Genomic DNA, 23344 nt, shown 5'->3' with positions numbered 1-23344 from the left:
GAGCGAAGTCGAAATGTGGTAGTATTCGCTACAAATCGCCTTCGTACTTCCCAACTCTCGTTGGTAAGATGCTCAGGCTGACATAAATAATCCTTTTGAGACAGTCTCTTTTTCAATCTACCTCTATGTATATCATTAAAGTAAAAGGGAAAGCTAAAATCCCCGATTATATTCAAATTCGAGATATAAATTTCGTTTTGGTAGCCTATTTCCGCGCAGACAGACCCCTCAAAAACATTGAAAAATTTGGACTGGAAGGTAAAGAACTTCAGCTTGAAGAAGTGATCAAAAACCTTCCATTCGGAAAACTTCAAAAACTAGATCTCTAACTTATGGACTTCAGTACCAAACCTGTACTTCAGGTGATGCAGGCTACTATTTTTCAGGGAGAGACTCCCGTGCTTTCTGATGTCAATTTCTCAGTTGAGCAACACGAATTTGTCTTCCTTATTGGTCGAACAGGAAGCGGAAAAAGTTCCTTGCTCAAAACCCTTTATGCAGACCTCAAACTCCAATCTGGCCTTGCAGAAATCGTAGGCTATTCCTTGACGAAAATAAAAAATACCGAAGTTCCCTTTCTGCGTCGAAAAATCGGGATCATTTTTCAGGATTTTCAGCTTTTCGGGGACAGAACTATTCAGGAAAACTTATCCTTCGTCCTAAAAGCGACAGGTTGGACCGATCCAGTCAAAATCAAAGAACGAATTGGTGATGTGTTGATCCAAGTCGGATTGACTGATTCATTGCAAAAAATGCCACACCAACTCTCAGGCGGGGAACAACAACGTGTAGTGATTGCCCGGGCTTTATTGAATGAACCTTCCATCCTTTTGGCAGATGAACCTACCGGAAATTTAGATCCGGATGTTGCTGACGGAATTTTCAGACTTTTTCAGGATATCAATAAAAAAGGAACTGCCATCCTCATGGCAACCCACAACCATGAGCTACTCCGTAAATTTCCTTATCGGGTACTGAAGTGTGAGAAAGGGAGATTGCTTGATAGTCAGGTCAATGATATTTCTTTTGGCTCTTCTTTTTGAGAGAAAAAACTCTTTCATGTAAAACAACTTCCTGAAAGTAAACGTTTGGGAGAGTCTAATTGATTCCCCATGAAACTCGCCAAATTCCTCTTAATTCCACTTATTGCGATTGTATTATTCTCCTGCCAGGACAAAGAGGACAAACTTCCTAGTGTAGACCCTGACTCCAATGCAGCTGCAAACCGTTGGATTTTGGGTGTGATGAAGCAGGTCTACTTTTGGGTAGAAAATATGGGTACCCCGATAGCTGAAACATCTGACCCTGAAGATTATTTTGAAGCACTTTTATTTAGACCTACTGATCGCTTTTCAGCTATTTTCCCTAATTATCAGGAATTGATCAATTCACTCAACGGGATAAATTTGGACGCAGGTTACGAGTTCATTCTCTTTAGGGAAAATCCCACAGGTAATAATGTCGTAGCTGAGATTACCTACATCAAAAAGAATAGCCCCGCATCAAATGTAAATCTTAGAAGAGGGGATGTGATCACTCAAATCAATGGTAAAACAATTACCATAAACAATTTTAGAGATTTACTCAAGGAAATTGATGGATTGCATACACTTTCGTATTTGCGGTTTGATAAGGAGGCACAAGCTTTTGTTGCGCAAGCTGACGTTAGCCTCACTGCCGTCCAATTAGCAGAGAAGCCAAATTTCCTGGATACGGTCTACACATTGAACAATGAAAAAATCGGATATGTGGTTTATCATTTCTTCGCTCCTGGTCCTGGGCAAAACAGTACTGTCTATGATAATGAAATGGATGCGATTTTTGCAAAATTCAAAGCCGCAAATATTGATCACCTCATCGTGGATTTCAGGTATAATGGAGGTGGATTTGTTTCTTCTGCTGTAAACCTAGCAAGCTTGATTGCTCCTGGAGTGGGTTCAGCTAGTGTATTTTCAAAAACTAAATACAATAAGTTCCTGACTGAAAATGTTGAAGGGCTCCGCAATGCTCAAACACTATTTAGAAATAAGGCTCAAAATCTCGGAAATACTCTTGAAGGAAATAGAGTATATATATTGACCTCATCGCGAACTGCCTCTGCTTCTGAATTGATTATCAACGGTTTAAAACCTTACATGGACGTTTTTATTATCGGAGACAAAACAACAGGTAAAAATGTAGGCTCTGTCGCTTTTGAAGACGAAGAAAATGAAGAAAATCTTTACGGAATTTTACCCATTATTTCTCAGAGCTTCAACAGTTTGGATCAATCCGACTACTCCAACGGCTTCACCCCAAATATTACAATAAAAGAAAGCCAAGAAAGACTTCGCCCTTTTGGTGATGTGACTGAGTTATTACTCAGAACGGCCATCAGTCATATTACGGGCCTACCTACTGGCGCGAGATTTCAGCAACTTGACCGCATCGATGTTGGAAGTACTCTGGATACCAAAATTAGAGCTGGATTGATGTTGGAAAGTCCAATTGGAAAATAAGCTCTCTCAGACGAACAATACGCTGTGCCGGCAAAAGATCCATCTGTCAAAGCCATCGAGCAAGTGGTCTACCTTCTCAAATTTCGGCAACCCTCCGGTAGATTATTGCGCTCCAGGATCTGCAATTACGTCCACTTGGAAAAGCGGAGGATATAATACGATCAGCGGAACTTCCATGGCGGCACCCCATGTGGCAGGTATACTACTATTGGGAACGGTGAAATCTGGAGGGACCGTCAAGAATGACCCTGATGGAAATCCAGATCCAATTGCAGTCCGTTAATCATCAATTCAATAAGATGAAAAAGTCGACCAAAAGGGCCGACTTTTTTTATGTTAAGAAATTGTTAAACCTATCAAAAATCATTTTTTCTGAAATCTAGGAGGGTTACCTTGCTGATATGGAAGCAATTGCATCTTTTTTAATTCTACTTATGTTTTATTTTCTTGGATGTCTGGCGGTTGTCCAATTGGCCATTAGACCCATGAGACGGATGGTTCAGGATCTAAATGGAGGAAGCAAACATGTAGAATCAAATCACCTGAAAATTTTGGCTTTGAGTTTTTTGTTGTCGCTAATTACAACCACCATCGCTTACATGATTTTCCCTTAATTTTTGTAGGGAATTGTGTTGGAATGGGTTTTCTCAGGTACGGCATTTACTCGGAGTTCTATGAATTGATTGAGATCATCGTCTCCTTTCACCAATTCAAATGCATCGTATAGTTCACCCACAGCTGTGAAAGATTCAAATTTCAGTCTGTTGCCCACTTTGGTAATCACTTGAAATAGCTGGGTATTTTCAGCTGTCCGGTCTCGTTGGGCTCCTTTTTCTGTCCAATCGTCACCGATATCGTACATTTTTCCTCCTGATACTGAAACCACATAAACTGTTCCCGTCAGATCTTTCATATTCAAACCGTCCATGACATTTTCTCCCGGAGCTACTCTTCCCCGTGCATAGGTATGGTCATGACCCTGCAGTGCTAGATCCACTCTATATTTATCAAATATTGGCTTCCAAAGATTCCTCAGCCCTTCATTATCCCTTCCATTGGATGCGGAAAAAAGCGGATGATGATAACTTACAATTGTCCAGCTTTTTGGGTTTTTTGATAAAATCCCCTCTAGCCATATCGCCTGAATCTCATGATCTCGATTGGAATCCAAAAAGATAAATCGAACATCTTGATAGTCCATATAGTAAACTGTCTCTTCCAATTCCTTTGGACCATTTTGAGGGAAAGTAAATTGTGGCCTCCATTGAACAGAAAGGCTTCTTTGACTTTTATCTGCTTCTTCTTGATTTTTTGCCCGGTACTCGTGATTACCCGGCACTGACATTGAAGGGATCATACTATGGATAAATCCACCCGCAGTAAACCACTCGTGCCATTCCTGTTCGCGATGAGCAGTATTGATCAAATCACCTGCGTGAATTATAAATGTCGCTTCCGGCGCTTTTCTGAATCCTTCTCGGATCAACCTAGACCAAAGTTCCAAGACATAATTCTGTGCATCGCCTACATACAGAAATGAAAATTCATCCCCAGCTTGATCGGAGGCCGTCTTAAACTGAAACCACTCACTCCATCGCTCTCCATCCCCTACTCGGTATGCATAAGTGGTGTCAGGAATCAAATTCCTGAATTCTACAGAATGATAATGAGCAATTACTTCAGCAGTCTGGATAGACCTGGCATCCAGAACTTCCGTTTTAGCCTTGATCGTTTTTCCATTTTTCCAAAACTTAGGAGCAGCGGTTGCGATCGCAATTTCTGCATAAGCAGTAGAAATTTCGGTATTTGTCCTCCACGTCACATTCACTTCTGTGGCAGGATTCTGGCCAAAATTCAGTACAATTCGATCAGGATATTCTGAAGGTTTTGACCAATCGAAATGGAACTTGGGCTCTTTGTAAACTTTGGTTTCCTGAGCGAAAAGTTGAATGGAAAGAAAAAGAAAAAGCGATAGAAATAGGAATATTCTTGAGGCGATCATGAAAAGAGAGTCTTGATAAAACAGGATTAAAGCTAAATTAAGCTCTCTAAGCTATTCAATTTATAATCTTTAGCTATCCTGATCTGAAAAAAATAATGATATCCTAAATATTTCCTGACATTCCAATAACACAAAAAAACCGGCACTAGGCCGGCTTTTATATTTCTAAGTGATAGATATCAATTTGTTTTCTTCAAATTCTCTTTTGCTTGCTCAAAGCTACTATCTAAGGCAATTGCTTCATTGAATGCAGTTTTTGCATCGGCTTTAGAATTTTGATCCAAATAGATCAAACCCTTCAAATTAAGTGCAGCTGCTTTCATGATAACTTCCTGCGTTTCCGTTTGAGATTTTGGAAAGCCAATTTTCTCGTCTTCTTTGGCATTTTTCACTAGCATATTGACCGAGTTCATCGCTTCTTCATAGCGCTGAAGATTAAATTGAATAAAGGCAGATTTGTAAAGACTGAAATTATCACCGGTCAATAAATATAAGCTTTCAAAATGGGGCAGTGCCCGATCCAAAGCTCCCAATTGCTCCAGGGAATAGGCAGCAATCTCCAGCGCGCCGACATTTTTATCGTTGCCTTGAAGCAAATCAATGGAAACTAAAGCGGCCGAAGCGAATTGACTATTATCAAAATAAATATTTGCCAAAGCTTCCATGTAACGAGAATTCTCCGGATTTCGGACCATCAAGTCATAGAGTTTGTTCTTAGCCATACTGAGGTCACTATATCGCATAGCCAGTTGGTAAACAGTTTGATCAGCTGCATTTAAGGCAGCTTTTGTTTTTGCGTCTAATCTTGGAATAGAATCATTTGCTGTCTGAGCAGCTAAGTTTCCGGCACAAAAGGCCAGTAGCAGCAGTAGAAATGTGCGCTTCATTGTCAATTAATTTGTTGAAAGGTGATTTGATGTATGATCCTTTGGAACTACGCCTTTGCTACGGGCAATATCTAACATAAGTTTCCTGGCTTCCTCGGGATTGTTTTGAATTTTGCCCTCCAATATAGCTTCTTTTATCTCTTCCTTGATTTCTCCGATGATTTTTGAGGGTGAAAGCCCAAAAGTTTCCATGATTTCTTCTCCGCTGATAGGAGGCTGAAAATTGCGAACTTGATCTTTTTCCTCCACTTCCTTCATTTTCTCTTCGACTTTGTCAAAGTTTTCCAGATAGCGTTGTACTTTTTTGTTGTTTTTGGAAGTAATGTCTGCACGACAAAGCATCATCAAATCCTCAATATCATTCCCAGCATCAAAAAGCAACCGACGCATAGCAGAATCCGTCACTTCATCCTTGACCAAAGCAATCGGTCGGAGATGTAAGCGAACAAGCTTTTGCACATACTTCATCCGGTCATCCATCGGAAGCTTCATCCGGCGAAAGATGTTAGGAGTCATTCGAGCTCCTCTATCCTCATGTCCGTGAAATGTCCAGCCCACTTTTGGGTTAAAGCGCTTAGTGGCAGGCTTGGCAATATCGTGCATGATCGCAGCCCAGCGAAGCCAAAGATTGTCCGACATCTGACAGAGATTATCGAGTACCTGAAGCGTATGATAGAAGTTGTCCTTGTGCGATTTGTCATCAACGGAATCCACACCTTGAAGCTCGACCATTTCAGGGAAAAACTCATGAAGCAGCTTGGATGCAAACAGAAGCTTAAAGCCATAGGAAGGTTTTGGCGTGGCAACGATTTTGTTTAATTCATCAATAATCCGCTCCGCGGAAATGATCTGAAGTCTTGCTGCATTTTCTGATAGGGCAAAAAACGTTTCCGCTTCAATATCAAAGTTCAACTGCGAAGCAAAACGAACCGCTCGCATCATTCTCAGCGGGTCATCCGAAAATGTAATCCCTGGCTCCAGTGGTGTTTTGATGTTTTTTCGCTTGATATCGCCCAATCCATCAAAGGGATCAACCAGATCTCCATAATCTTCCGAATTAAGCGAAATGGCCATCGCATTAATCGTGAAATCACGGCGCTCTAAGTCCTCTTGCAAGGTCCCATCTTCCACGATTGGCTTTCTGGATTCCAGTCTATAGGACTCCTTTCTTGCCCCGACAAACTCCAATTCCCAATCGTCAAGTTTAAGCATGGCTGTGCCAAAATTTTTGAAAACAGAAAGCGGAACATGCTGATCAAAGGACTTAGCAACCTCTTGCGCAAGGCTGATTCCACTTCCAATACAGGTAAAGTCGATGTCTTTGCTAGGCCGATTGAGAATCAGATCACGCACATAGCCACCGACCACATAGGATTTGATACCCAGTGCTTTACCGGCATTTGCGACTTTTCTAAATATTTCGAGCTCGTCAAGCTTGGTTTTGAAATTCATCGATTAATAATTTTGACATCGCCTTCCGGACCCAGAAACATTTCTTTGGTGCTGGGGCCCAAAAGCGGAAAATAAAGTTCGGTCTGAGCGTCTGCCTCTTTTGTTACGTAACCGATTTTTGACAAAACGGGCTGCGAAATCTGGAAAAGCAATTTGTTCCAGTTAGGCTCTCGGATCAGGGAAAAACTGATATTTCCCTCCTGAATTGGGGCATTTTTAATCACTCGGCTGACAGGACTGTGGTAGATGGTAGGCTTTGACGCAAACTCCACTACATCGAGCGACACCTCTGCAAATGGCTCACAAACAGTACGGATCTGAAACATATCGAACAAGAGGAAAGTCCAGTCAAATCCCATTTCGGGCTTCCAATTCTCCATTTTCAGGAGGGTGAGATTCTTTCCGTTTCCTTCCCGGATGGTTACTTGGCCGTTTTCACGGAAGGTTTTGACGATAGCTTGCTGATCCAATAGTTCTATATTTTGATGCAAAAATAATCAGATTATCCGGCTCGGTGGCTAAAATCTAAAACACGGGATAATCAACCGTGTTTTTGGTGAATTTTTTCGCTTGTGTGTGATGGGTTAATCAAAATATTCTCCTCCCTTTCCCGACATTTTCCTCCAAAAATCAGTCAAGCCCTTGACATGATTCCAATCCTTTTGTCTAATTTATAAACATATAAATGTTAAAATAATTAACATTTTGAATCTAAGACGGAAATAAGAGGCAGTGAGGCACTGCCTCGGGCACCCGCTCCTCGGGATTTGTAATCCCGAGGTCCGATCATAGGATTTGTAATCCAAAATTCAATTGTAGGCCCGCTTTTCTGGAAGTGACAACGTTAAGTCCAGCTTCTGGAGAAGCAGGACAGCACCAATGCTGAAACTATCTCGCTTCCGCAGGAAGCTTATTTCGCAACGCATATTTCACGAAGCGTATTTCCGCTCTCGGGATTTAAAATTCAAAACCTTCGAGGTATGAAAAACCTCAAAGGTTCTCCTACACCTCGTAAATCAAAATCGTAAATCGTAAATGTTTCTCAATTGCCATTCTCACTTCAGCTTCAAATACGGGACGATGTCTGTGGAAGCGCTGATCGCTGAGGCGAAAGGTAAAAAACTCGATGCCCTTGCCCTCACCGACATCAACTGCACCGCTGGGATTTTTCCATTTATCCGTGCTGCGCAAAAAGGCGGTATCCATCCCGTGATCGGCATCGACTTCCGCAATGGAACTCAACAGCAGTACATCGGCTTGGCCCGGAATCAGGAAGGATTCTATGAGCTCAACAAGCACCTCTCCGATCATCTCATTCACAAAAAGGAATTTACATCCAGAGCTCCTACTTTTGAAAACAGTTTTGTCATATATCCTCTGCCTGAAAAATTGATTCCCCTGCGGGAAAATGAATTTATAGGCGTACATCCCGGACAGCTTAATCGGCTGATTTCTTCTCCTTGGTTTAGAAAAAAAGAGAAGCTCGTTCTACTCCAACCGGCGACCTTTTCATCCAAAGTCCAGTTTAGCGCGCATCGCCTTTTGCGAAGCATCGATCTCAATACGCTCCTAAGCAAGCTCCCCAAAGAAGCGCAAGGCGACGCCACTGACCAATTCTACAGCTATGCCGACATGGTCTCCCGCTGCGAAAGCCACAGCTACTTGCTCGTCAATGCCCAAAAACTTCTGGAACAGTGCCAGTTCTCGTTCTATTTTCAGGCAGTAAAAAACCGTCGCGACATCTTGGGTTCGGACTGGGAGGACTTCGACTTTCTCCGGCAGGAAACCTTCAAAGGCGCACTGCGACGCTATCCCGCCCTACAGCCGGAAGTCAGCAAACGAATCGAAAAAGAGCTCGAACTCATCCAGCAAAAGGGCTTTGTCTCCTACTTTTTGATCAATTACGACATCATCACTTTTGCGCAGCACCGCAACTTCTACCACGTAGGTCGGGGTTCCGGTGCCAATAGCATCGTGGCCTATTGCCTCGGAATCACCGATGTGGATCCGATCGAGCTGGACTTGTATTTCGAGCGATTCATTAATCTCTATCGGGAAAATCCCCCTGACTTTGACATCGACTTCAGCTGGACAGATCGGGATGAGGTCACGGATTACATTTTCCAAAAGTACAATCGAGGCAAAGAAGAGCATGTGGCACTGTTGGGCTCCTACAGCACCTTTCAGTACAACTCCGTCTTTCGCGAACTGGGAAAAGTCTTCGGCCTGCCTAAGTCAGATATCGAGTCGCTGATCCATTTTGCAAACAAGGAGGGCTATGAACCCGATCAATTCGGCAAGCTGATCATCAAGTACAGTCAGGTGCTGCACGACATGCCTTCGCATCTGACGATTCATGCCTGCGGGATTTTGATTGCACACAAACCCATTCACTATTATACTGCGACGGACATGCCGCCGAAAGGCTTTCCACTCGCTCATATCGACATGCATATCGCGGAGGATATCGGCCTGCACAAGTTTGACATTCTGAGTCAGCGGGGACTTGGCCACATCAAGTCTGCGATCGAGACGATCTATCAGAATCAAGGCGTGAAAGTGGACATTCGAGAAGTCGACAAGTTCAAAAAAGACCCGAAAATCAAGGAAATGCTGCGGACGGGTCACACAATCGGGGCGTTCTACGTGGAGTCTCCGGCCATGCGAATGCTATTGGCCAAGATGAAAGCAGACGAATACCTGGAACTCGTAGCGGCTAGTTCGATCATCCGGCCCGGAGTGGCGCGATCCGGAATGATGCGGGAATATATCCTGCGTCACGTGAATGAAGAGCGAAGAAAAATGGCCCATCCCGTACTCGCCGAGATCATGCCCGAAACCTATGGGATTATGGTCTATCAGGAGGATGTGATCAAAGTGGCTCACTACTTCGCGGGGCTGAGTCTGGGCGAAGCTGATGTGCTGCGAAGAGGCATGAGTGGAAAGTCGCGCTCCAAGGATGAGTTTCAGCGGATTCGGGAGAAGTTTTTCAGCAACTGCAAGGAAATGGGTCGGGAGGACAAAGTCGCAGCTGAAGTCTGGTATCAGATCGAGAGCTTTGCAGGATATTCCTTTGCCAAAGGTCACTCGGCTTCCTTTGCCGTGGAGAGCTATCAAAGCATGTATTTGAAAGCCTATTTTCCGCTGGAATTCATGGTGGGCGTGGTCAATAACTTCGGGGGATTTTACCACACTGAGTTCTACATTCATGAGCTGCGAATGAACGGAGCCGACATTCAGGCTCCACATATCAACGAAAGCGAATACCTGACCCGCATCACAGGAAAGACCGTGTACATGGGCCTGATCCACATGAAATTTTTGGAAAAAGCGACGGTAGAAAAGATTCTCGTGGAGCGTCGTGAAAATGGGGATTTTCTAGGTTTGGCGGATTTTGTGGCGCGAGTGGCGATCAGTCTGGAGCAGCTCCTAATCTTGATCCGGATGACTTGTTTTCGATTAACAGGAAAAACAAAGCAGGAACTCCTCTGGGAAGCTCACTTTATTCTGAACAAGAAGAAAGCTATTCCGGCAACCAATGAGCTTTTCCGCACAGGAGGACTTTCTTTTGGTAATCGCCAACCTGAAATCCCAGTCTTGGAAGCTGTGGATATCCGGCAGGAAATTCTCGATCAGATCGATATTCTGGAGTTTCCGCTGGACTCCCCTTTTCACCTGGTCAAGGATCAAAGCATTCAAGGCATCAAAGCCAAAGATCTGCAAAGTCATCTAGGGAAAACGGTGATGATCCTTGGCTATCTCGTCACAGTGAAATACACCCGAACCGTGAAGGGTGAAGTGATGAACTTCGGGACTTTTCTGGATCGGGACGGTGACTGGATCGACACGGTGCACTTCCCTCCTATAGTGAAAAAGTATCCCTTCAAAGGCCGGGCAATCTACCGAATCGAGGGAAAAGTGACCGAAGAATTTGACTTCTTCTCGATAGAAGTGAATATGCTGGAGCGAATGGCGTACTGGAATGCGGGGGATTAGCGTTTATGGTAATCCTAGATGAACCTGATCAAAGCTTATTTCTACCTTGGAATAATTCCCAAGCTGATCTTTTTGGTAAACGACAGGAAACCCCGTAATCAATCCAAAATCAAGCGCTTTTAGTTTATCATCAAAAAACACTTTCCCTTCTGGCAACAATCCGAACGTCAATCTTCCCTTTTTGGTAGAACGAGTCACCAAAAAAATCTGATAATCCTTGTCCAATAAAGCCTCCTCATACAATTGCTTTTGAAATCCTTGACAACTATTGCAACCATCTAAATACAAAAACAAGAACTTATTAAAATTTGCTCCTGGAAAACTATTTAGGAATGCAGAAAGCTGAGCTTTACTACCCTGTTCTGAATTAGGTTGACATGAGTAAAAAACAATAAAACAAAACAAAAAAATACGACTCATTTGGCAACATAAATATCACAAACTATATAATCCTCATTCAGCTTGTCGTAAAATTGATTGAGCTTTGGTAGATAAAGACCTTTCTGACCAATAAATGCTTGATAGAAATCATAAGTTTTTCCTTCAAACTTAGTTTCACTCAAAAACTCAAAATCTTGATTATAAACCAAAACACTAAAGTCATTTTTAAAAATTGAAGCAATTGAATTGTCAGTTTCTGATGAATAGGTTCTTCCAATATGATAAAACCGATAATAAAGATTTCGAAATGGATCAAACATAACTCTTCCATAATACCCATTTCCGATAACTGCCTCAAGTTCTTGTTCAAGACTTGCATTCGGGGTCTCTGGAAAATCTTTGGATTTAAATTTACTCCTAGAAAAGACTTTTTTTTCAATGTCCCAGTTTGAATTCACAATTACCAAACTATCCAAAGCTCCCCATGAGTAAACAAGTTTACCGATGTCATTTAATACTCTGGAATGAACAGCCGCATAAATCGAAAAAGTCTTGCCCAAATAGGAATAAGGATATCCTGAGTTTTCTAATAGTCGAATTGAATCTGCTCCAAAATCTACAAAGCCTGTCACCTTAAAGTCAGGATTTAACGTACCATCCTGAGTGGTGTTTTTAAGCGTTAATTGATCGAAATAGATTTTTCCATCATGAAAAAACGTAGGTAATGAATTGGTGGAAGAATGATTTAAAATCTTTCCAATTTCATTATTTAAAGGTAATTCTGGTGAAAAAGAATTGACAATTGACCCATCCAAATTGCTAATTGCCATTTTGTTAAAACTCATCTTGGGAAAGAGGAAAACAGAATCCGAATTGAGTACATAAAATCCAGAAACCCCCATAATTGCATTTGGCCCTTCTGAAGGTATAGCTACTCTTTGATTAAGATCACCAGTAGCAAGATCGTATAAATCTAAACTTCCAGAAAGTTGATTCAGGTTTACTAAAAGCTCCTCTTCACCTCTAATTGTTACTTGGTTAAATAAAAGACTTGGTGCAGATTGACCGTCCAAGTTTATATTAACTGTATCTAAAAGTATCAGCCCAGACTCCTGGGCTGACTCTTCAGAAGGTTTGCAAGAAATCACAAACCATAAAATATTGATAACTAACAAAATTACTTGCCTCATTTTATTAAGGAGTTGGAGGAGTACTTGAACAATCTCTATGGGCACCTGCACAGCCACCGCCTGGTAATGTGGCACTGATTACTTGGATATAGGACCCGCAATCATAAACTGACGCTTGCCCAGAACCTGGACCTCCTGAAATCAGAACGCCACCACTACATGGAGGTAGACCTTGAGAAAAAGAAATCATAGGACTTACTAAAAGCGTAAGTACCGAAACCAAAATTGAAATCCCAAACTTTTTCATAATAACTAAGTTTTAAAACCCATTCGCACTACGCTGGGCGGGATTGTTTAACCCGTTAAAAATCAAAATACTGGCGCCTGGTCTGATTTTTAAACTAAAATACCCCCCCCCTGAAACTAGAAAAGCAAATTTTTCCGAAATATTTTTATTTTTTTTTGCGCTTCAGGCTTCCTGCGTTCAGAAAAGACCTTTCAAGGCTTTCTTCTTCCATGATTTCCTTATTTTTAACTTATGAAAAAGCCCGAGCTACCCAACAAAGTCGAAGAACCCCTCTCCGAGTATGGGCACTATACCTATGCCGACTACCTAACTTGGCAAATGGATGAAATGGTGGAATTGATCAAGGGGAAAATCTTCAAGCAAGCCGCTGCTCCTCGTGTTAATCATCAGCGAGTTTTAGCCATGGTATTTAACACTATTTACAACTTCCTGAAAGGCCAAAAATGCGAGGCCTTTTGTGCGCCTTTTGATGTTCGCCTTCCAGTCAAATCCAAAAGAAATGAGGATATTGACACCGTAGTGCAGCCTGATATCTGCGTGATTTGTGATCCTGAAAAAATAGACGAATTCGGATGCATCGGGGCACCGGATCTGATTATTGAAATCCTTTCTCCCGGAAACAACCGAAAAGAAATCCAAAACAAATACGAGGTGTATGAGGAGTCCGGAGTTCAAGAATATTGGGTTATTCATCCCAATGAGTGCACCTTGATGATTTATACTTTGGTTGAGGGAAAATATCTTCCTTCGAAACTTTTTACCATCGGAGAAATCGTCGAATCCAAAATAATCTCCGATTTCAAACTTGACTTGACTGAGGTTTTTGAAAATATCTGTTTTCAATTTCCGCCTCTAAAACAACCTTTCATTTGCTAATAGATAGAGGGGAAAAAGCAAAATTAACAGTGAAAACTTACAGTTGAGATTGTATAGACCATTTCTGTAAACTCCCCACATTTCTAAAAAGCCAAAACAACTCTCTAGAAGATTTGAATAAAAAATCTTTGCTTGCGTTTGTAAATTATCGTGGCGAAATAAATCAAAAATCAGACAAATTACGTTATATTAAAGGACATTTTACCGATTTCAGTCATGGCAAAAAAAATCCTCAAAGTCAGCGAGCCTGCAATTGCAGTTTACCAAAAGGCCCATTTATCTGCTCAAGATATTCTTAGAGTAGATTTTGATTGGTTGGATGAGCCGCTCAATCGGGTTGATACTTTTCGCAATGGCCTTGACAAAAGCTCTTTAGAGAGCTTCAAGGAGATTTCGGGCTTGGATTACATTACGCTTGCTGATGCCTTGGGAGTCTCTGCCAAGACTTTGCAGCGCAAGGATGTTTTTGACACTGGACAGTCAGAGAAGCTCTACGAATTAGCTGAGCTTTATGCAATAGGGATTAATTACTTTGGTCGCGAGGGTTTCCGAAGATGGATGGAGCGGCCACTTTTTTCGCTGGGTAATCGTACCCCGCTTGATTTGATTGATGTCTCGGCAGGTCTTGACCTTCTCAAGGCAGAGATCATGCGGCTACAGCACGGGATTGCTATTTGACAGATGAAGGTCTACCGACTTGCACTGACTCAATACTGCGACGCCAGTGGTGAAGGTGCTAAAATCTACGGAGGGAGATGGAATCTCCCCGGCACTCCGGCAGTCTATGCAGGATCAAGTGTCTCAGCTTCACTATTGGAACGCTTGACTATTGACCCTGAATTGCTTTCCTCAGAGCGATATATACGCTATTCAATCATGGAAATCAGCATTCCTGACCACCTAATTTTCACCCCAAAAACTGTTGATTTACCATTGGACTGGAACCACATCCCAGCTGTAAGAGCATCGATGGAATTTGGAACGGCTTTACTGAAATCTGGAGTATTATGCTTTGCCATACCCTCTGTGGTGGATCCAAGTTCTTTGAATTATGTGATCAATCCACTTTCTGAAAATTTCTCTTTACTTGAATTTAAAGTCTATCCACTTGAACTGGACAAGTGCCTTTTAAGGTGATTTTTTTGAAGTAAGAAAAATTAAAAATTGAATTTTTTCTCCCTATTTCAACCTACTTAAAACAATATCCTTAAACTCAACCTCTGCCCCTTCGGCCTGAAGTGCAATTTGACCTCGTTGAGCAGTGGCACCATATCCGTCATTTACCAAGTCACCATTCACCCAAACAGTGATTCGGTCACCTTCGCATTTGATCTTCATTCGGTTCCATTCACCAAGCGGCTTTTCTGAATTATCAGTCAGATTCATTACTCGCCGCTCTTTACCCTCAGACACGCCCCAATTTTCCTTAGGCCCGCGTCGTTTCTCCATATCATCCACTTGAATATCTTCTTGGATGCACCAAAAATCTCCTGCATTGCTGTGCATCATCTGTACTTCGATAGACTTAGGAAACATATTGTATAATGACCTTGGCGTAGAAGCATGAACCAAAACACCACAATTTCCAGGTTCTCCGGCAAAACGATATTCAAATTCCAGAATGTAGTTTTCGTAACTTTTTTCTGAAATCAAATGGCCTTGTGGAGTCCCCAAACTGACCAAAAGCCCATCTCTGACGATAAATGGTATTCGCAAAGAACTGTCTTTCTGCAGATCAGGTACATCCATGTACCAACCCGACAGACTTTTGCCGTCAAACAAAGAAACTTGGGAATTTGCTGCGGTTTGAATTCCTAGGATAAAAGCAAAGAGAAGAAATAGGTTTTTCATTGGGTATAATGTTAAACACCAATCTACCAAAAAATTACTTTCCCAGCTTCAAATTATATAATTGCGTTGCCTTTAATAGGCGAATGACCTCCAAAGGCCAATGAATTTATTGGTCGAATTCTTTTTAGAATTTTTTTTTACAAGTCCAAATTCCAACTTAAATATAAATGCCCTCAAAGAAATTCACCTTGAAATAGGAGAAATTGAAAGTTCTAGTTTTGAACCGAACCGTCGGCTCCTCTACATGCCTTTACAATTTGGTCCCTAAACAGCCGATCATTTTTCAACACATCAAAAAACCCTTTAAGAAAGTTTTTGGTGGATTTCATATCAGCATCTGATAAGTATAGCTGGTGTCGATCAACAGTACTCCAAAACTGAGTCTCTTTAGCCAAAAATTCTTGTCTTATCACTTGTAAAAAAGCCTCATCTCTACAAAAACCTCGATATAACCGATCTGTAACTGATTTTATACTTAATTTTTCACTTACCTGAGAATATGGGGGATTCACTAATCCGCTCATATCAAAATCGTATGCCAAGGGAATGACTGTTTTTTCGTCTAGCTGAAGTACTTTCTGATTGTGAAGAAAAAGGGTGGAAAAATCCGTATTTCCGATCATGTATTGGAAAAAATCCTGTCTCACAGTAGCAGAATCCTGCATGATTGTAGGTAAGATTTTCCTTCCTTCGACGATCTTTCCTCCAAAACGGTCTGCCACTTCATCATCGTCCTGAATTAAAAAACCTAACATTTCTATCTCCCCGGTTTTTTTGTCGTCTAGGTTAGTGAGTTTAAGTTTAACCAATCTTGTATCAAAATGGTATTGAGTGATATCCTCTAAAAGCTGATAGGCCAGAAATTCCTTACCAATAAAAGAATCTGCCCCTTTACCTTTTTGGCAGGGCATTACCAGTTTTAGACTTTTGTTTTTCTCGAATACCGTTCCGTTGATCTGCTTATTTTTGAACTTGATCCGTATCGGTGGATAATAGCAGTTGGCAAGTCGGAAATTACCTCTGGTTCTCATTTCCAAAGGAATGGAGTCCCACTTTCCTGGGCTGGATTCAATCATCAGAAAAGAATCCATATAGGTAGAATCATTGGTATTTCTCCGAAGATCCTTAACGGAAAATGCCATTTTTATTGGCAAAGGGTCATCGATTTGAAATAGGGCACTGGTTTGGAAACCAACAACTGATTGTGCTGAAAAAAGGATCAGAAAAACGATAATCGAAAAAAGCTTTTGCATAAGTTTATTTGATTTTCACAATTTTAAATTACACTTTTTTCCTGATTCACTTCTTTTTCATGTGTCTATAATTTGTTTTTTAAAGGCCACATGGAATCTTCGCATGCTTTATAATCATTCCAGTGTGTGTCGCTTTGCGTCATGCTTGATTTCAGGGGATTAAAAATTCATTTAGCTGATTGTAAAAAGTATTTCGTGATATTTTTCCAATAAAAGTCTAATCCTATTGCAGAATTACTTTGTTCTAGCCTCCCAAATTCGAAAAAAAAGAATGTGTGCCATCCTTCGGGCATGTTCTTTCGCATAATTTGCATTTTCTCCCACAAAAAATTCATCAATAGTGCTAAACCAGAGTTCCAGCCAATTTCCAAAATGGGCTTGCTCAATAGAGTGTTTCACAGATGCATCTACCTCTCGATGAACTTTGACGGGGTTAAACTTCCCAGCACCCGGACCAGTCTGCAAAAGAATCATTTCCCAAAAGTCAGAAAGATGAATCAAGTGAGATTCCCAGTCAGCAACTACCTGATTGAATATTGGTCCCAGATCGGAGTGAAGCCGGACACGATCGTAAAATCTTCTGACTAAAAAATCAACCTCTTTCCGACTTCCAATGGCTATTTTGTCCATGTTAATCGATTAAAACCGGATCCAAAACTTCTTTCTTACCATCAATTTCAGTCGGAATTTCAAGACCTAAGAGTTGACATAACAGTGGGTAAATATGAATATTCTGAAAAGGATCTACCTGATTACCCATTTTAATTCTTGGTCCTTTGGCATAGAAAATCCCCCACATTTCTTGATATTTAGGACTAAAACCATGTTCCCCAAATACATCGGTTTTTATCATCGCTGATCGGTTTTGATAACGAAGCATACTACGGTTATCCGCTAAATAATAGCCCATCTCGGGGATGATCAAAAAATCCCCGAAACGCTGAGGATACTTGGTAATATCTGTGTAATTCTCATTTTTGGCCAAGTCATCAATAATGAAATTTCCTCCACGTGACTTTAGTAGCTTGATTACTTTGGCTTTTTCATTGGGGTTTTCCAAATGTACATGTGCCAGAGCTCCATTATTTACTACCCTTGCCTTGATGCCTTCTGTCAGCTGATCTAAGTTGATCAATTTGTCTTTGTGGACGTCAGCCATACCATGATCTGAAACCAGGATAATGGAAATCGGTAGATCAAAACTTTTCAGACCTTCGAATAATGCTCCTAATTCCCTGTCAAGCTTGTATAGTCGCTCCTTCAGCTTTTCATCATTTGATGGACCATAGGCATGACCCACATCATCCATGTCGGAGAAATATAGAGTCACCATCCTTGGACGTTCCGCATCAGGTAGCTGTATCCATTCAAACACCTTAGAAATCCTCGTGAGATTAGGCACATTTCCATTGTAATCATAATACTCACTCGGTCTGATTCCATTTACTGGAGCCTCTGAACCAACAAAAAAGTAACTGGCTGCCTTTATTCCATTTTCTTCTGCAAGCACCCAAATCGGTGTGCCACCATACCAATACCCATCTTGGACAATTTCCCGATTTCCCATGTTGTAAACCTGATCTTTGAATGGTTCATAAAATGAATTATCCACCAATCCATGATGCTCGGGAAGCATACCGGTAGCAATTGTGTAATGATTAGGGAAAGTTTTGGAAGGAAAAGATGGAATCAAGCCCTTGGCTGCCGTTCCTTCAGAAATAAACCTAAGCAAGTTTTCGGGTTGGAACCGCTCCACATAGTCATAGCGAAAGCCATCCAATGAGATCATGATGACAATGGGCTCTTTCGCTTGAGCGAAAACCTGGAATTGAATTCCTGGATATAACAGTAGAAAAAAAAGGACTCGACGCATGACTTTTTTCTCCAAAAATACCCTGACCCACCTACGTATCCAATTATTACAAGGATTTTGCTCCAAATGGGAATAAACAAGAGGGATTTCCGCAAAATCGGGTTTATTATCCCCATTCTTTATGATCAAATCAGGCTTCAGAGACACCAATCGAAATGGTACAAGTATTGAGTAATTTATAAGGCCGCATTAAGCAATTTCAAATCTAAAACTGCGGAGTACCTCAACTTATGAAAATGAATAATAAAATTTTAAGTCTTCTTCTTGTTTCTAGTTTAGCTTTTGCGACAATTGGTTGCAAAACAAGCAATGCTGTTAAAGGTGGTGCTATTGGTGGTGCCGCAGGTGGTGTATTAGGTGGACTACTATCTAAAAACAATACAGCAACGGGAGTCATTGTAGGTGCAGCAATCGGTGGATCGGCAGGGGCTATCATTGGCCGTGAGATGGATAAGCAAGCCGAAGAACTCGAAAGAGATCTCAAGCAGGCAGAAGTAGAACGAGTAGGTGAAGGTATTAAAGTGACCTTTGACTCAGGTCTATTATTTGGCATTAACCAATCAACACTTAATCCTTCTTCTAGAGCAAACCTGGACAGCCTTGCCAAAACTTTGAAGAAATATCCTGAAACCAACATCATTATTGATGGTCATACAGACAATACAGGTACGGACAAACATAACATGAAGCTATCAATTGAGCGAGCGGGATCTGTAGAGACTTATCTTATAAATCAAGGAGTAAATTCCGAACGTATTGCAACACGTGGTTTTGGCCCATCAGTCCCTAAGTCTGATAATACAACTGTACAGGGTAGAAGCGAAAACCGTCGAGTAGAAATCGGAATTCTTGCAAATGAAAAAATGCAAGAAGAAGCCAAAAAGGCTGAAGGCGGAGAATAAGCTTATAAAAGGCTGAGAATTCTTCCTGAGGAGTTTAAAAATTAAATTGGGGGATACTGACCATAATTGGTGAAGTATTCCCCAATTTTTTTTGTAAAAATTGAGAATTTAAGTTCTGTTTGTGTTGGAATGAGAATTGAATTTGAAAGATTAAATTTGCTTATTGATAACCCAACACCCTATGAAAACTAAAAATCAATTTTTCTCTCTTTTGTTAATTATCTCAATGGCTTTTGTCAGCCTAAACTGTAAGACAAGCAATGCTGTCAAAGGTGGAGCCATCGGAGGAACGGCAGGCGGAGTGATAGGAGGATTGCTTTCCAAAAAGAATACTGCTACAGGAATTATTGTCGGTGCTGCAATAGGCGGTTCCGCTGGGGCCATTATCGGTCGGGAAATGGACAAACAAGCCGAAGAACTTCGCCGAGATCTTAAAGGTGCCAAAGTAGAGCGAGTTGGAGAAGGAATCAAAATCACCTTTGATTCAGGCTTGCTTTTTGGATTTGATCAAGCTACGCTTAATTCATCCTCAAAAGGGAATTTAGAAAATCTAGCCTCCACTTTAAAGAAATATGAGGATACTAGAATTCTCATCGAAGGACATACAGACTCTGTAGGGGAAGAGAGCTACAATTTGTCTCTATCTCGGAATAGATCGGCTGCGGTCAAAAATTACCTTGGGAATTTAGGAGTAGCTACCTCCAGAATGAATAGTACCGGACTAGGCGAATCAAGTCCCGTGGCCTCAAATGAATCCGAATCAGGTAGGGCCCAAAATCGTCGAGTCGAAGTTGCGATATACGCAAACAAGAAAATGCAGCGAATGGCAAAAAGAGGTCAATTGGGTTGAGCTAAGCAAAAAAAATTATTAATTATGACCAAGAAAAAAATAAGCTTCTTCATCGAGGCTTATTTTATTTTTGGTTTAATCGATTTGCGTAAAAATTCATTTTATCCTGATTTCCGATACTCTTATTTATAAGGTAAAGGTTAGCGATAATCGCCCTGTTTGAACCAAACTGAAGCGCTTTTTCAAAAGATGAGGCAGCCATTTCTTCTTTTCTCAGAGCAAGCTGAGCCATCCCCAAATTGGAATAAGCATCAAATTGATCTGTAGAACTTAGCTCAACAGCTTTTTTATAATATTTCTCGGCTTCAGCAAAGTTCTTATCCTTCATAAATGCAATTGTTCCCAAATTGGTATAAACAACAGGATCAAGTGAATCTATTTCATTGATTGCAAGCAAGAAATAGCGCTTTGATTTTGCGGTATCACCTGATGCTAAAAGAGATTTACCATAAGCTGCATAGAAAGAGGGAAACTTAGATATTCCATCCACTTGATCAAAGATTTGTTCGATTTTTTGGTATTCGACTAGAGCAGCCTGAAAGTTATTTTTAGAAAATGCCTCGTTTCCCTTCAAAACTGAGTTGATAAACACTATTTCGTCTGGATTACTTTCAGCACTTGTACTTAAGAATTCTGATGCCTTCTGGATATTTCCAGTCTCAGAGTAGAGAAAGCCTAAAACCCTCCGAACTTCAGGGGCATCCCAATATTCCAGTGATTTTTCAAATGCCGCAATTGCTTTTTCTTTTTCTGATTTTCGTTGAAAAGTAATACCGAGATTTCTGTAGAGTGGTGCAAAATCTGGTCTTTCTGAGTTTAAAGCTTGGAGGTATGTATTTTCAGCTTTGTCATAATCCCCTTTTTCATAGGCAATTCTACCCAACTGAAACAAAGAATAAAAAGCTTTTGGATTTTTCCGGGCACTTTCTTCCAGAATGGAAACAGCTTGAACAGTATCCCCAAGATAAATCAATACCTCAGCATAATTATTTAGGTATTGAGATACTGGAATATTGGGACCCAAAATATCGAAAGCTTTTTCGTATTCAAGCTTCGCCTCCAAGAAAAGATTTTGCGATGAGTCCGGATTTTCACTTTTTAAGTCTTTTGCGATTGCGCCAAGATTGATAGCATAAAACGTGTGAGTTCTCCAGCTTCTAGGCGCATTAATCACATCAGTTTTGGTAAGCGTTAAACTGTTTTTCCATACTTGAGTCCGATCGATCGTCTTCCAAGTAAACCCAACCAAAACCGGAGCAAGGATTAATATTGGAAAGAGAAAATTTTTCTTAGGCCAAAGTTTTTCACCTAGTTTCCACAGAACAAAAACCATCAAAAAGGCAAAAGCCAGGGATGGAATAAAAAGAAATCGCTCTCCCATGTTAGAACCTATAGTCAGGGAAGGCACCAGATTAGCGAAAATGGAAAATGTAGCAAAGTAGAAAATCAGTCCAAAACTGAGTAAGCTTCTATCCTTTAAACCTCGAATAGCCAACCAAATCAAGGCTGCGAAAAAAAAGATGCTCACCCATACCCATAAGTTGGAAAAATTTTGGACAATCAACTGACTAAATGAATAATCCCATGAAAGCGGATGTGGAAAAAACAGAAGTTTGATATACTGGAGATAGATGAAAAAGTTAGTAGCTATACGATCTGATCCATTGGCTATATACAAAACGCTATTGACGTAGGATTCATAGGCGGAGGAACCACTATCCAATACCAAACTGCGAATGGCTAGATAAATTGCCGCTGTCCCTAGAAAAGGGAGCACTGACTTGACTGAGTCCAAAGGCTTTTTCCCAAGGAAAAAATAAGAAATCAAACCTACCACAGCAATTAAAGGAATGCTTTCCTCTTTTGAAACCAGCGAAAGGAAATAAAGAAACACGATGGGGATCCAGTGAACTAATTTAAGATTTGGCTGAAATTTCCACCAAATCAAAATGGAACTGAAAGCAAGCAGAGAAGTAAGCAAGGTGTCACGACTTTTGGCCGATGCCACTACTTCTACATGCAGGGGATGTACCACAAAAAGAAGTAAAACTAAAGCTGGAAACCACCAAGGAAGATTTCTTCTTGCTGCTAATCCTGCCAGCAGAAAACCTAACACCAGCAACAGACCGAAATAAAGAATCAAATTTATGGTGTGACTGACTTTAGGATTAAACTTTCCTTCAAGTTCGTTTTCTACAGCAAAGGTTAATAGGGTAAATGGCCGATACGTTCCTGTATTTGTCGCTCCAATTTCTAAGAAATTCATGGATCCATATTGAAAAAGCTCTGTCCAGTTTTCTAATCCTTTTGTCGTCACCCGATTTTTTTCGGCATATAGTTCATCGTCAAGCGTGTACTCAAAATTAATGGAGGGGACAAAAAGGAGGGTACCAAAAAGTGCGATGGTTAAAACCCAAATCCAGATTTTGTTTTTCATAAGTTGAAGTTAAAAATCCTATTCTGTTTACTAGCAGGTACTAAGCTAAAAAAAAGGCTTCAATTTTTACAAGTCTAACCTCATCAAAAAATCCGTTTGGATTTCGTCTCCAAATGGAAATGGATGGCTTCCGAAGATTCGGAGGCCATTTTTTTCATAGAATCGGATGGCTCTTGCATTCATTTCCCATACACCAAGCCACAAGTATTTTTTCTCATTTTGCTTCGCAAAATCAATGGCCGTGTCCAATAGCCGCCTACCCAAACCGCTGCCAAGGTGCTCCTCCAGCACATACAATCGTGCGATCTCCAAACTATCCGGATCATGAATATCTGTCTGTGCCGGCACTTGGTTGACCTTGGTATAGCCAATGATTTCTCCAGCCTTTTCTGCCACAAAAAAGATGGAAGAGGGATTGTCAAGCTCTTTTTCAAATTGCTCCAATGTGAAGGCTTCATTGAGATAGGCTTGGACGTTTTCGGGTTTGTTTCCTGTAGTGAATTCTTGAAGAAAAGAGGTTCGGGCTACGTGGAGTAGGTCTCCAAGATCTTCAGAGGTGGCTTTTCGGATGTGAATCATGGTTTGAAATAACTCGAAAATCAAAGAAAAAAATATACATCAGTTTCTTATGTATAAAAGGAATTGATAT

General features: G+C 41.0%; 22 protein-coding genes and 1 pseudogene. 10 read left to right on the top strand and 13 right to left on the bottom strand.

Annotation, left to right across the window (positions count from 1 at the left end; translation table 11 throughout):
• Positions 1 to 125 precede the first annotated feature (125 nt).
• The 4 genes and pseudogenes from ACK4HU_RS08080 to ACK4HU_RS08065 form a co-directional block, all read left to right on the top strand.
• The gene (locus ACK4HU_RS08080) at positions 126 to 329 is read left to right on the top strand and encodes a fructose-6-phosphate aldolase (RefSeq protein ID WP_409805284.1); all 204 of its coding nucleotides are present in this window, start codon (positions 126 to 128) and stop codon (positions 327 to 329) included.
• 3 nt (positions 330 to 332) lie between these two features.
• Entirely contained in the window at positions 333 to 1043 is a 711-nt protein-coding gene (locus ACK4HU_RS08075; RefSeq protein WP_409805281.1) for a cell division ATP-binding protein FtsE, read from the top strand.
• Between the two features lie 69 nt (positions 1044 to 1112).
• Complete coding sequence (locus ACK4HU_RS08070) at positions 1113 to 2498, top strand: S41 family peptidase (protein WP_409805278.1); 1386 nt, start codon at positions 1113 to 1115, stop codon at positions 2496 to 2498.
• A 61-nt stretch (positions 2499 to 2559) separates the two neighbouring features.
• Positions 2560 to 2781, top strand: a pseudogene (locus ACK4HU_RS08065) (S8 family serine peptidase); the annotation flags it as partial.
• A 327-nt stretch (positions 2782 to 3108) separates the two neighbouring features.
• Here the strand turns inward: ACK4HU_RS08065 and ACK4HU_RS08060 are convergent.
• The 4 genes from ACK4HU_RS08060 to ACK4HU_RS08045 form a co-directional block, all read right to left on the bottom strand.
• A complete protein-coding gene (locus tag ACK4HU_RS08060; RefSeq protein ID WP_409805275.1) occupies positions 3109 to 4500 on the bottom strand; it encodes a fibronectin type III domain-containing protein in 1392 nt (463 codons plus the stop codon).
• Between the two features lie 179 nt (positions 4501 to 4679).
• Complete coding sequence (locus ACK4HU_RS08055; protein WP_409805272.1) at positions 4680 to 5387, bottom strand: tetratricopeptide repeat protein; 708 nt, start codon at positions 5385 to 5387, stop codon at positions 4680 to 4682.
• Between the two features lie 6 nt (positions 5388 to 5393).
• Positions 5394 to 6839 (bottom strand): CCA tRNA nucleotidyltransferase, encoded by a 1446-nt coding sequence (locus ACK4HU_RS08050; protein ID WP_409805270.1) that lies wholly within the window; start codon positions 6837 to 6839, stop codon positions 5394 to 5396.
• Positions 6836 to 7330, bottom strand: coding sequence for a hypothetical protein (locus ACK4HU_RS08045; RefSeq protein ID WP_409805268.1), 495 nt, complete (start codon positions 7328 to 7330; stop codon positions 6836 to 6838). The genes ACK4HU_RS08050 and ACK4HU_RS08045 overlap by 4 nt, the downstream gene beginning before the upstream one ends.
• A 544-nt stretch (positions 7331 to 7874) precedes the next feature.
• Between ACK4HU_RS08045 and ACK4HU_RS08040 the strand changes: the two genes are divergently transcribed.
• Positions 7875 to 10835 carry a DNA polymerase III subunit alpha gene (locus ACK4HU_RS08040; RefSeq protein WP_409805265.1) on the top strand — a complete coding sequence of 987 codons (2961 nt, stop codon included), beginning with the start codon at positions 7875 to 7877 and terminating at the stop codon, positions 10833 to 10835.
• Positions 10836 to 10838: 3 nt separating this feature from the next.
• Here the strand turns inward: ACK4HU_RS08040 and ACK4HU_RS08035 are convergent, their stop codons facing one another.
• The 3 genes from ACK4HU_RS08035 to ACK4HU_RS08025 form a co-directional block, all read right to left on the bottom strand.
• The gene (locus ACK4HU_RS08035; RefSeq protein ID WP_409805262.1) at positions 10839 to 11129 is read right to left on the bottom strand and encodes a hypothetical protein; all 291 of its coding nucleotides are present in this window, start codon (positions 11127 to 11129) and stop codon (positions 10839 to 10841) included.
• A gap of 122 nt (positions 11130 to 11251) precedes the next feature.
• Positions 11252 to 12406 (bottom strand): DUF4221 family protein, encoded by a 1155-nt coding sequence (locus ACK4HU_RS08030; RefSeq protein WP_409805260.1) that lies wholly within the window; start codon positions 12404 to 12406, stop codon positions 11252 to 11254.
• Positions 12407 to 12410: 4 nt separating this feature from the next.
• Positions 12411 to 12653: a hypothetical protein gene (locus tag ACK4HU_RS08025; RefSeq protein WP_409805258.1), complete on the bottom strand. Its 243-nt coding sequence runs from the start codon at positions 12651 to 12653 to the stop codon at positions 12411 to 12413.
• A 231-nt stretch (positions 12654 to 12884) separates the two neighbouring features.
• Here ACK4HU_RS08025 and ACK4HU_RS08020 point away from each other — a divergent pair, with 231 nt between their 5' ends.
• The 3 genes from ACK4HU_RS08020 (at position 12885) to ACK4HU_RS08010 (ending at position 14666) form a co-directional block, all read left to right on the top strand.
• Complete coding sequence (locus ACK4HU_RS08020; protein WP_409805255.1) at positions 12885 to 13529, top strand: Uma2 family endonuclease; 645 nt, start codon at positions 12885 to 12887, stop codon at positions 13527 to 13529.
• A gap of 216 nt (positions 13530 to 13745) precedes the next feature.
• A complete protein-coding gene (locus ACK4HU_RS08015; protein ID WP_409805253.1) occupies positions 13746 to 14207 on the top strand; it encodes an antitoxin Xre/MbcA/ParS toxin-binding domain-containing protein in 462 nt (153 codons plus the stop codon).
• A 3-nt stretch (positions 14208 to 14210) separates the two neighbouring features.
• The gene (locus ACK4HU_RS08010) at positions 14211 to 14666 is read left to right on the top strand and encodes an RES family NAD+ phosphorylase (protein WP_409805250.1); all 456 of its coding nucleotides are present in this window, start codon (positions 14211 to 14213) and stop codon (positions 14664 to 14666) included.
• A gap of 42 nt (positions 14667 to 14708) precedes the next feature.
• Here ACK4HU_RS08010 and ACK4HU_RS08005 read toward each other — a convergent pair whose 3' ends face one another.
• The 4 genes from ACK4HU_RS08005 to ACK4HU_RS07990 all read right to left on the bottom strand — a co-directional run bounded on the left by ACK4HU_RS08005 (position 14709) and on the right by ACK4HU_RS07990 (position 18506).
• The gene (locus ACK4HU_RS08005) at positions 14709 to 15380 is read right to left on the bottom strand and encodes a DUF1080 domain-containing protein (RefSeq protein ID WP_409805247.1); all 672 of its coding nucleotides are present in this window, start codon (positions 15378 to 15380) and stop codon (positions 14709 to 14711) included.
• 212 nt (positions 15381 to 15592) lie between these two features.
• Positions 15593 to 16633, bottom strand: a complete 1041-nt coding sequence (locus tag ACK4HU_RS08000; protein ID WP_409805244.1) for a hypothetical protein — start codon at positions 16631 to 16633, stop codon at positions 15593 to 15595.
• A gap of 234 nt (positions 16634 to 16867) precedes the next feature.
• Entirely contained in the window at positions 16868 to 17263 is a 396-nt protein-coding gene (locus tag ACK4HU_RS07995) for a group III truncated hemoglobin (protein ID WP_409805240.1), read from the bottom strand.
• A 1-nt stretch (position 17264) separates the two neighbouring features.
• The gene (locus ACK4HU_RS07990) at positions 17265 to 18506 is read right to left on the bottom strand and encodes an alkaline phosphatase family protein (protein WP_409805237.1); all 1242 of its coding nucleotides are present in this window, start codon (positions 18504 to 18506) and stop codon (positions 17265 to 17267) included.
• A 236-nt stretch (positions 18507 to 18742) separates the two neighbouring features.
• On the opposite strand from ACK4HU_RS07990, the gene ACK4HU_RS07985 reads away from it, so the two are divergent.
• Together ACK4HU_RS07985 and ACK4HU_RS07980 are read left to right on the top strand one after the other, a co-directional pair.
• Positions 18743 to 19408, top strand: a complete 666-nt coding sequence (locus tag ACK4HU_RS07985; protein WP_409805234.1) for an OmpA family protein — start codon at positions 18743 to 18745, stop codon at positions 19406 to 19408.
• A gap of 181 nt (positions 19409 to 19589) precedes the next feature.
• A complete protein-coding gene (locus tag ACK4HU_RS07980; protein ID WP_409805232.1) occupies positions 19590 to 20258 on the top strand; it encodes an OmpA family protein in 669 nt (222 codons plus the stop codon).
• 64 nt (positions 20259 to 20322) lie between these two features.
• On the opposite strand, the gene ACK4HU_RS07975 is transcribed toward ACK4HU_RS07980, so the two are convergent.
• Together ACK4HU_RS07975 and ACK4HU_RS07970 are read right to left on the bottom strand one after the other, a co-directional pair.
• Positions 20323 to 22695 carry a tetratricopeptide repeat protein gene (locus ACK4HU_RS07975; protein ID WP_409805229.1) on the bottom strand — a complete coding sequence of 791 codons (2373 nt, stop codon included), beginning with the start codon at positions 22693 to 22695 and terminating at the stop codon, positions 20323 to 20325.
• Positions 22696 to 22761: 66 nt separating this feature from the next.
• Positions 22762 to 23274 (bottom strand): N-acetyltransferase family protein, encoded by a 513-nt coding sequence (locus tag ACK4HU_RS07970; RefSeq protein WP_409805227.1) that lies wholly within the window; start codon positions 23272 to 23274, stop codon positions 22762 to 22764.
• Between the last annotated feature and the right edge of the window lie 70 nt (positions 23275 to 23344).

Origin of the sequence: Algoriphagus sp. (assembly GCF_046296635.1) — a bacterium.
Lineage (GTDB): Bacteria > Bacteroidota > Bacteroidia > Cytophagales > Cyclobacteriaceae > Algoriphagus.
This window is presented reverse-complemented; position numbering and strand designations above follow the sequence as displayed.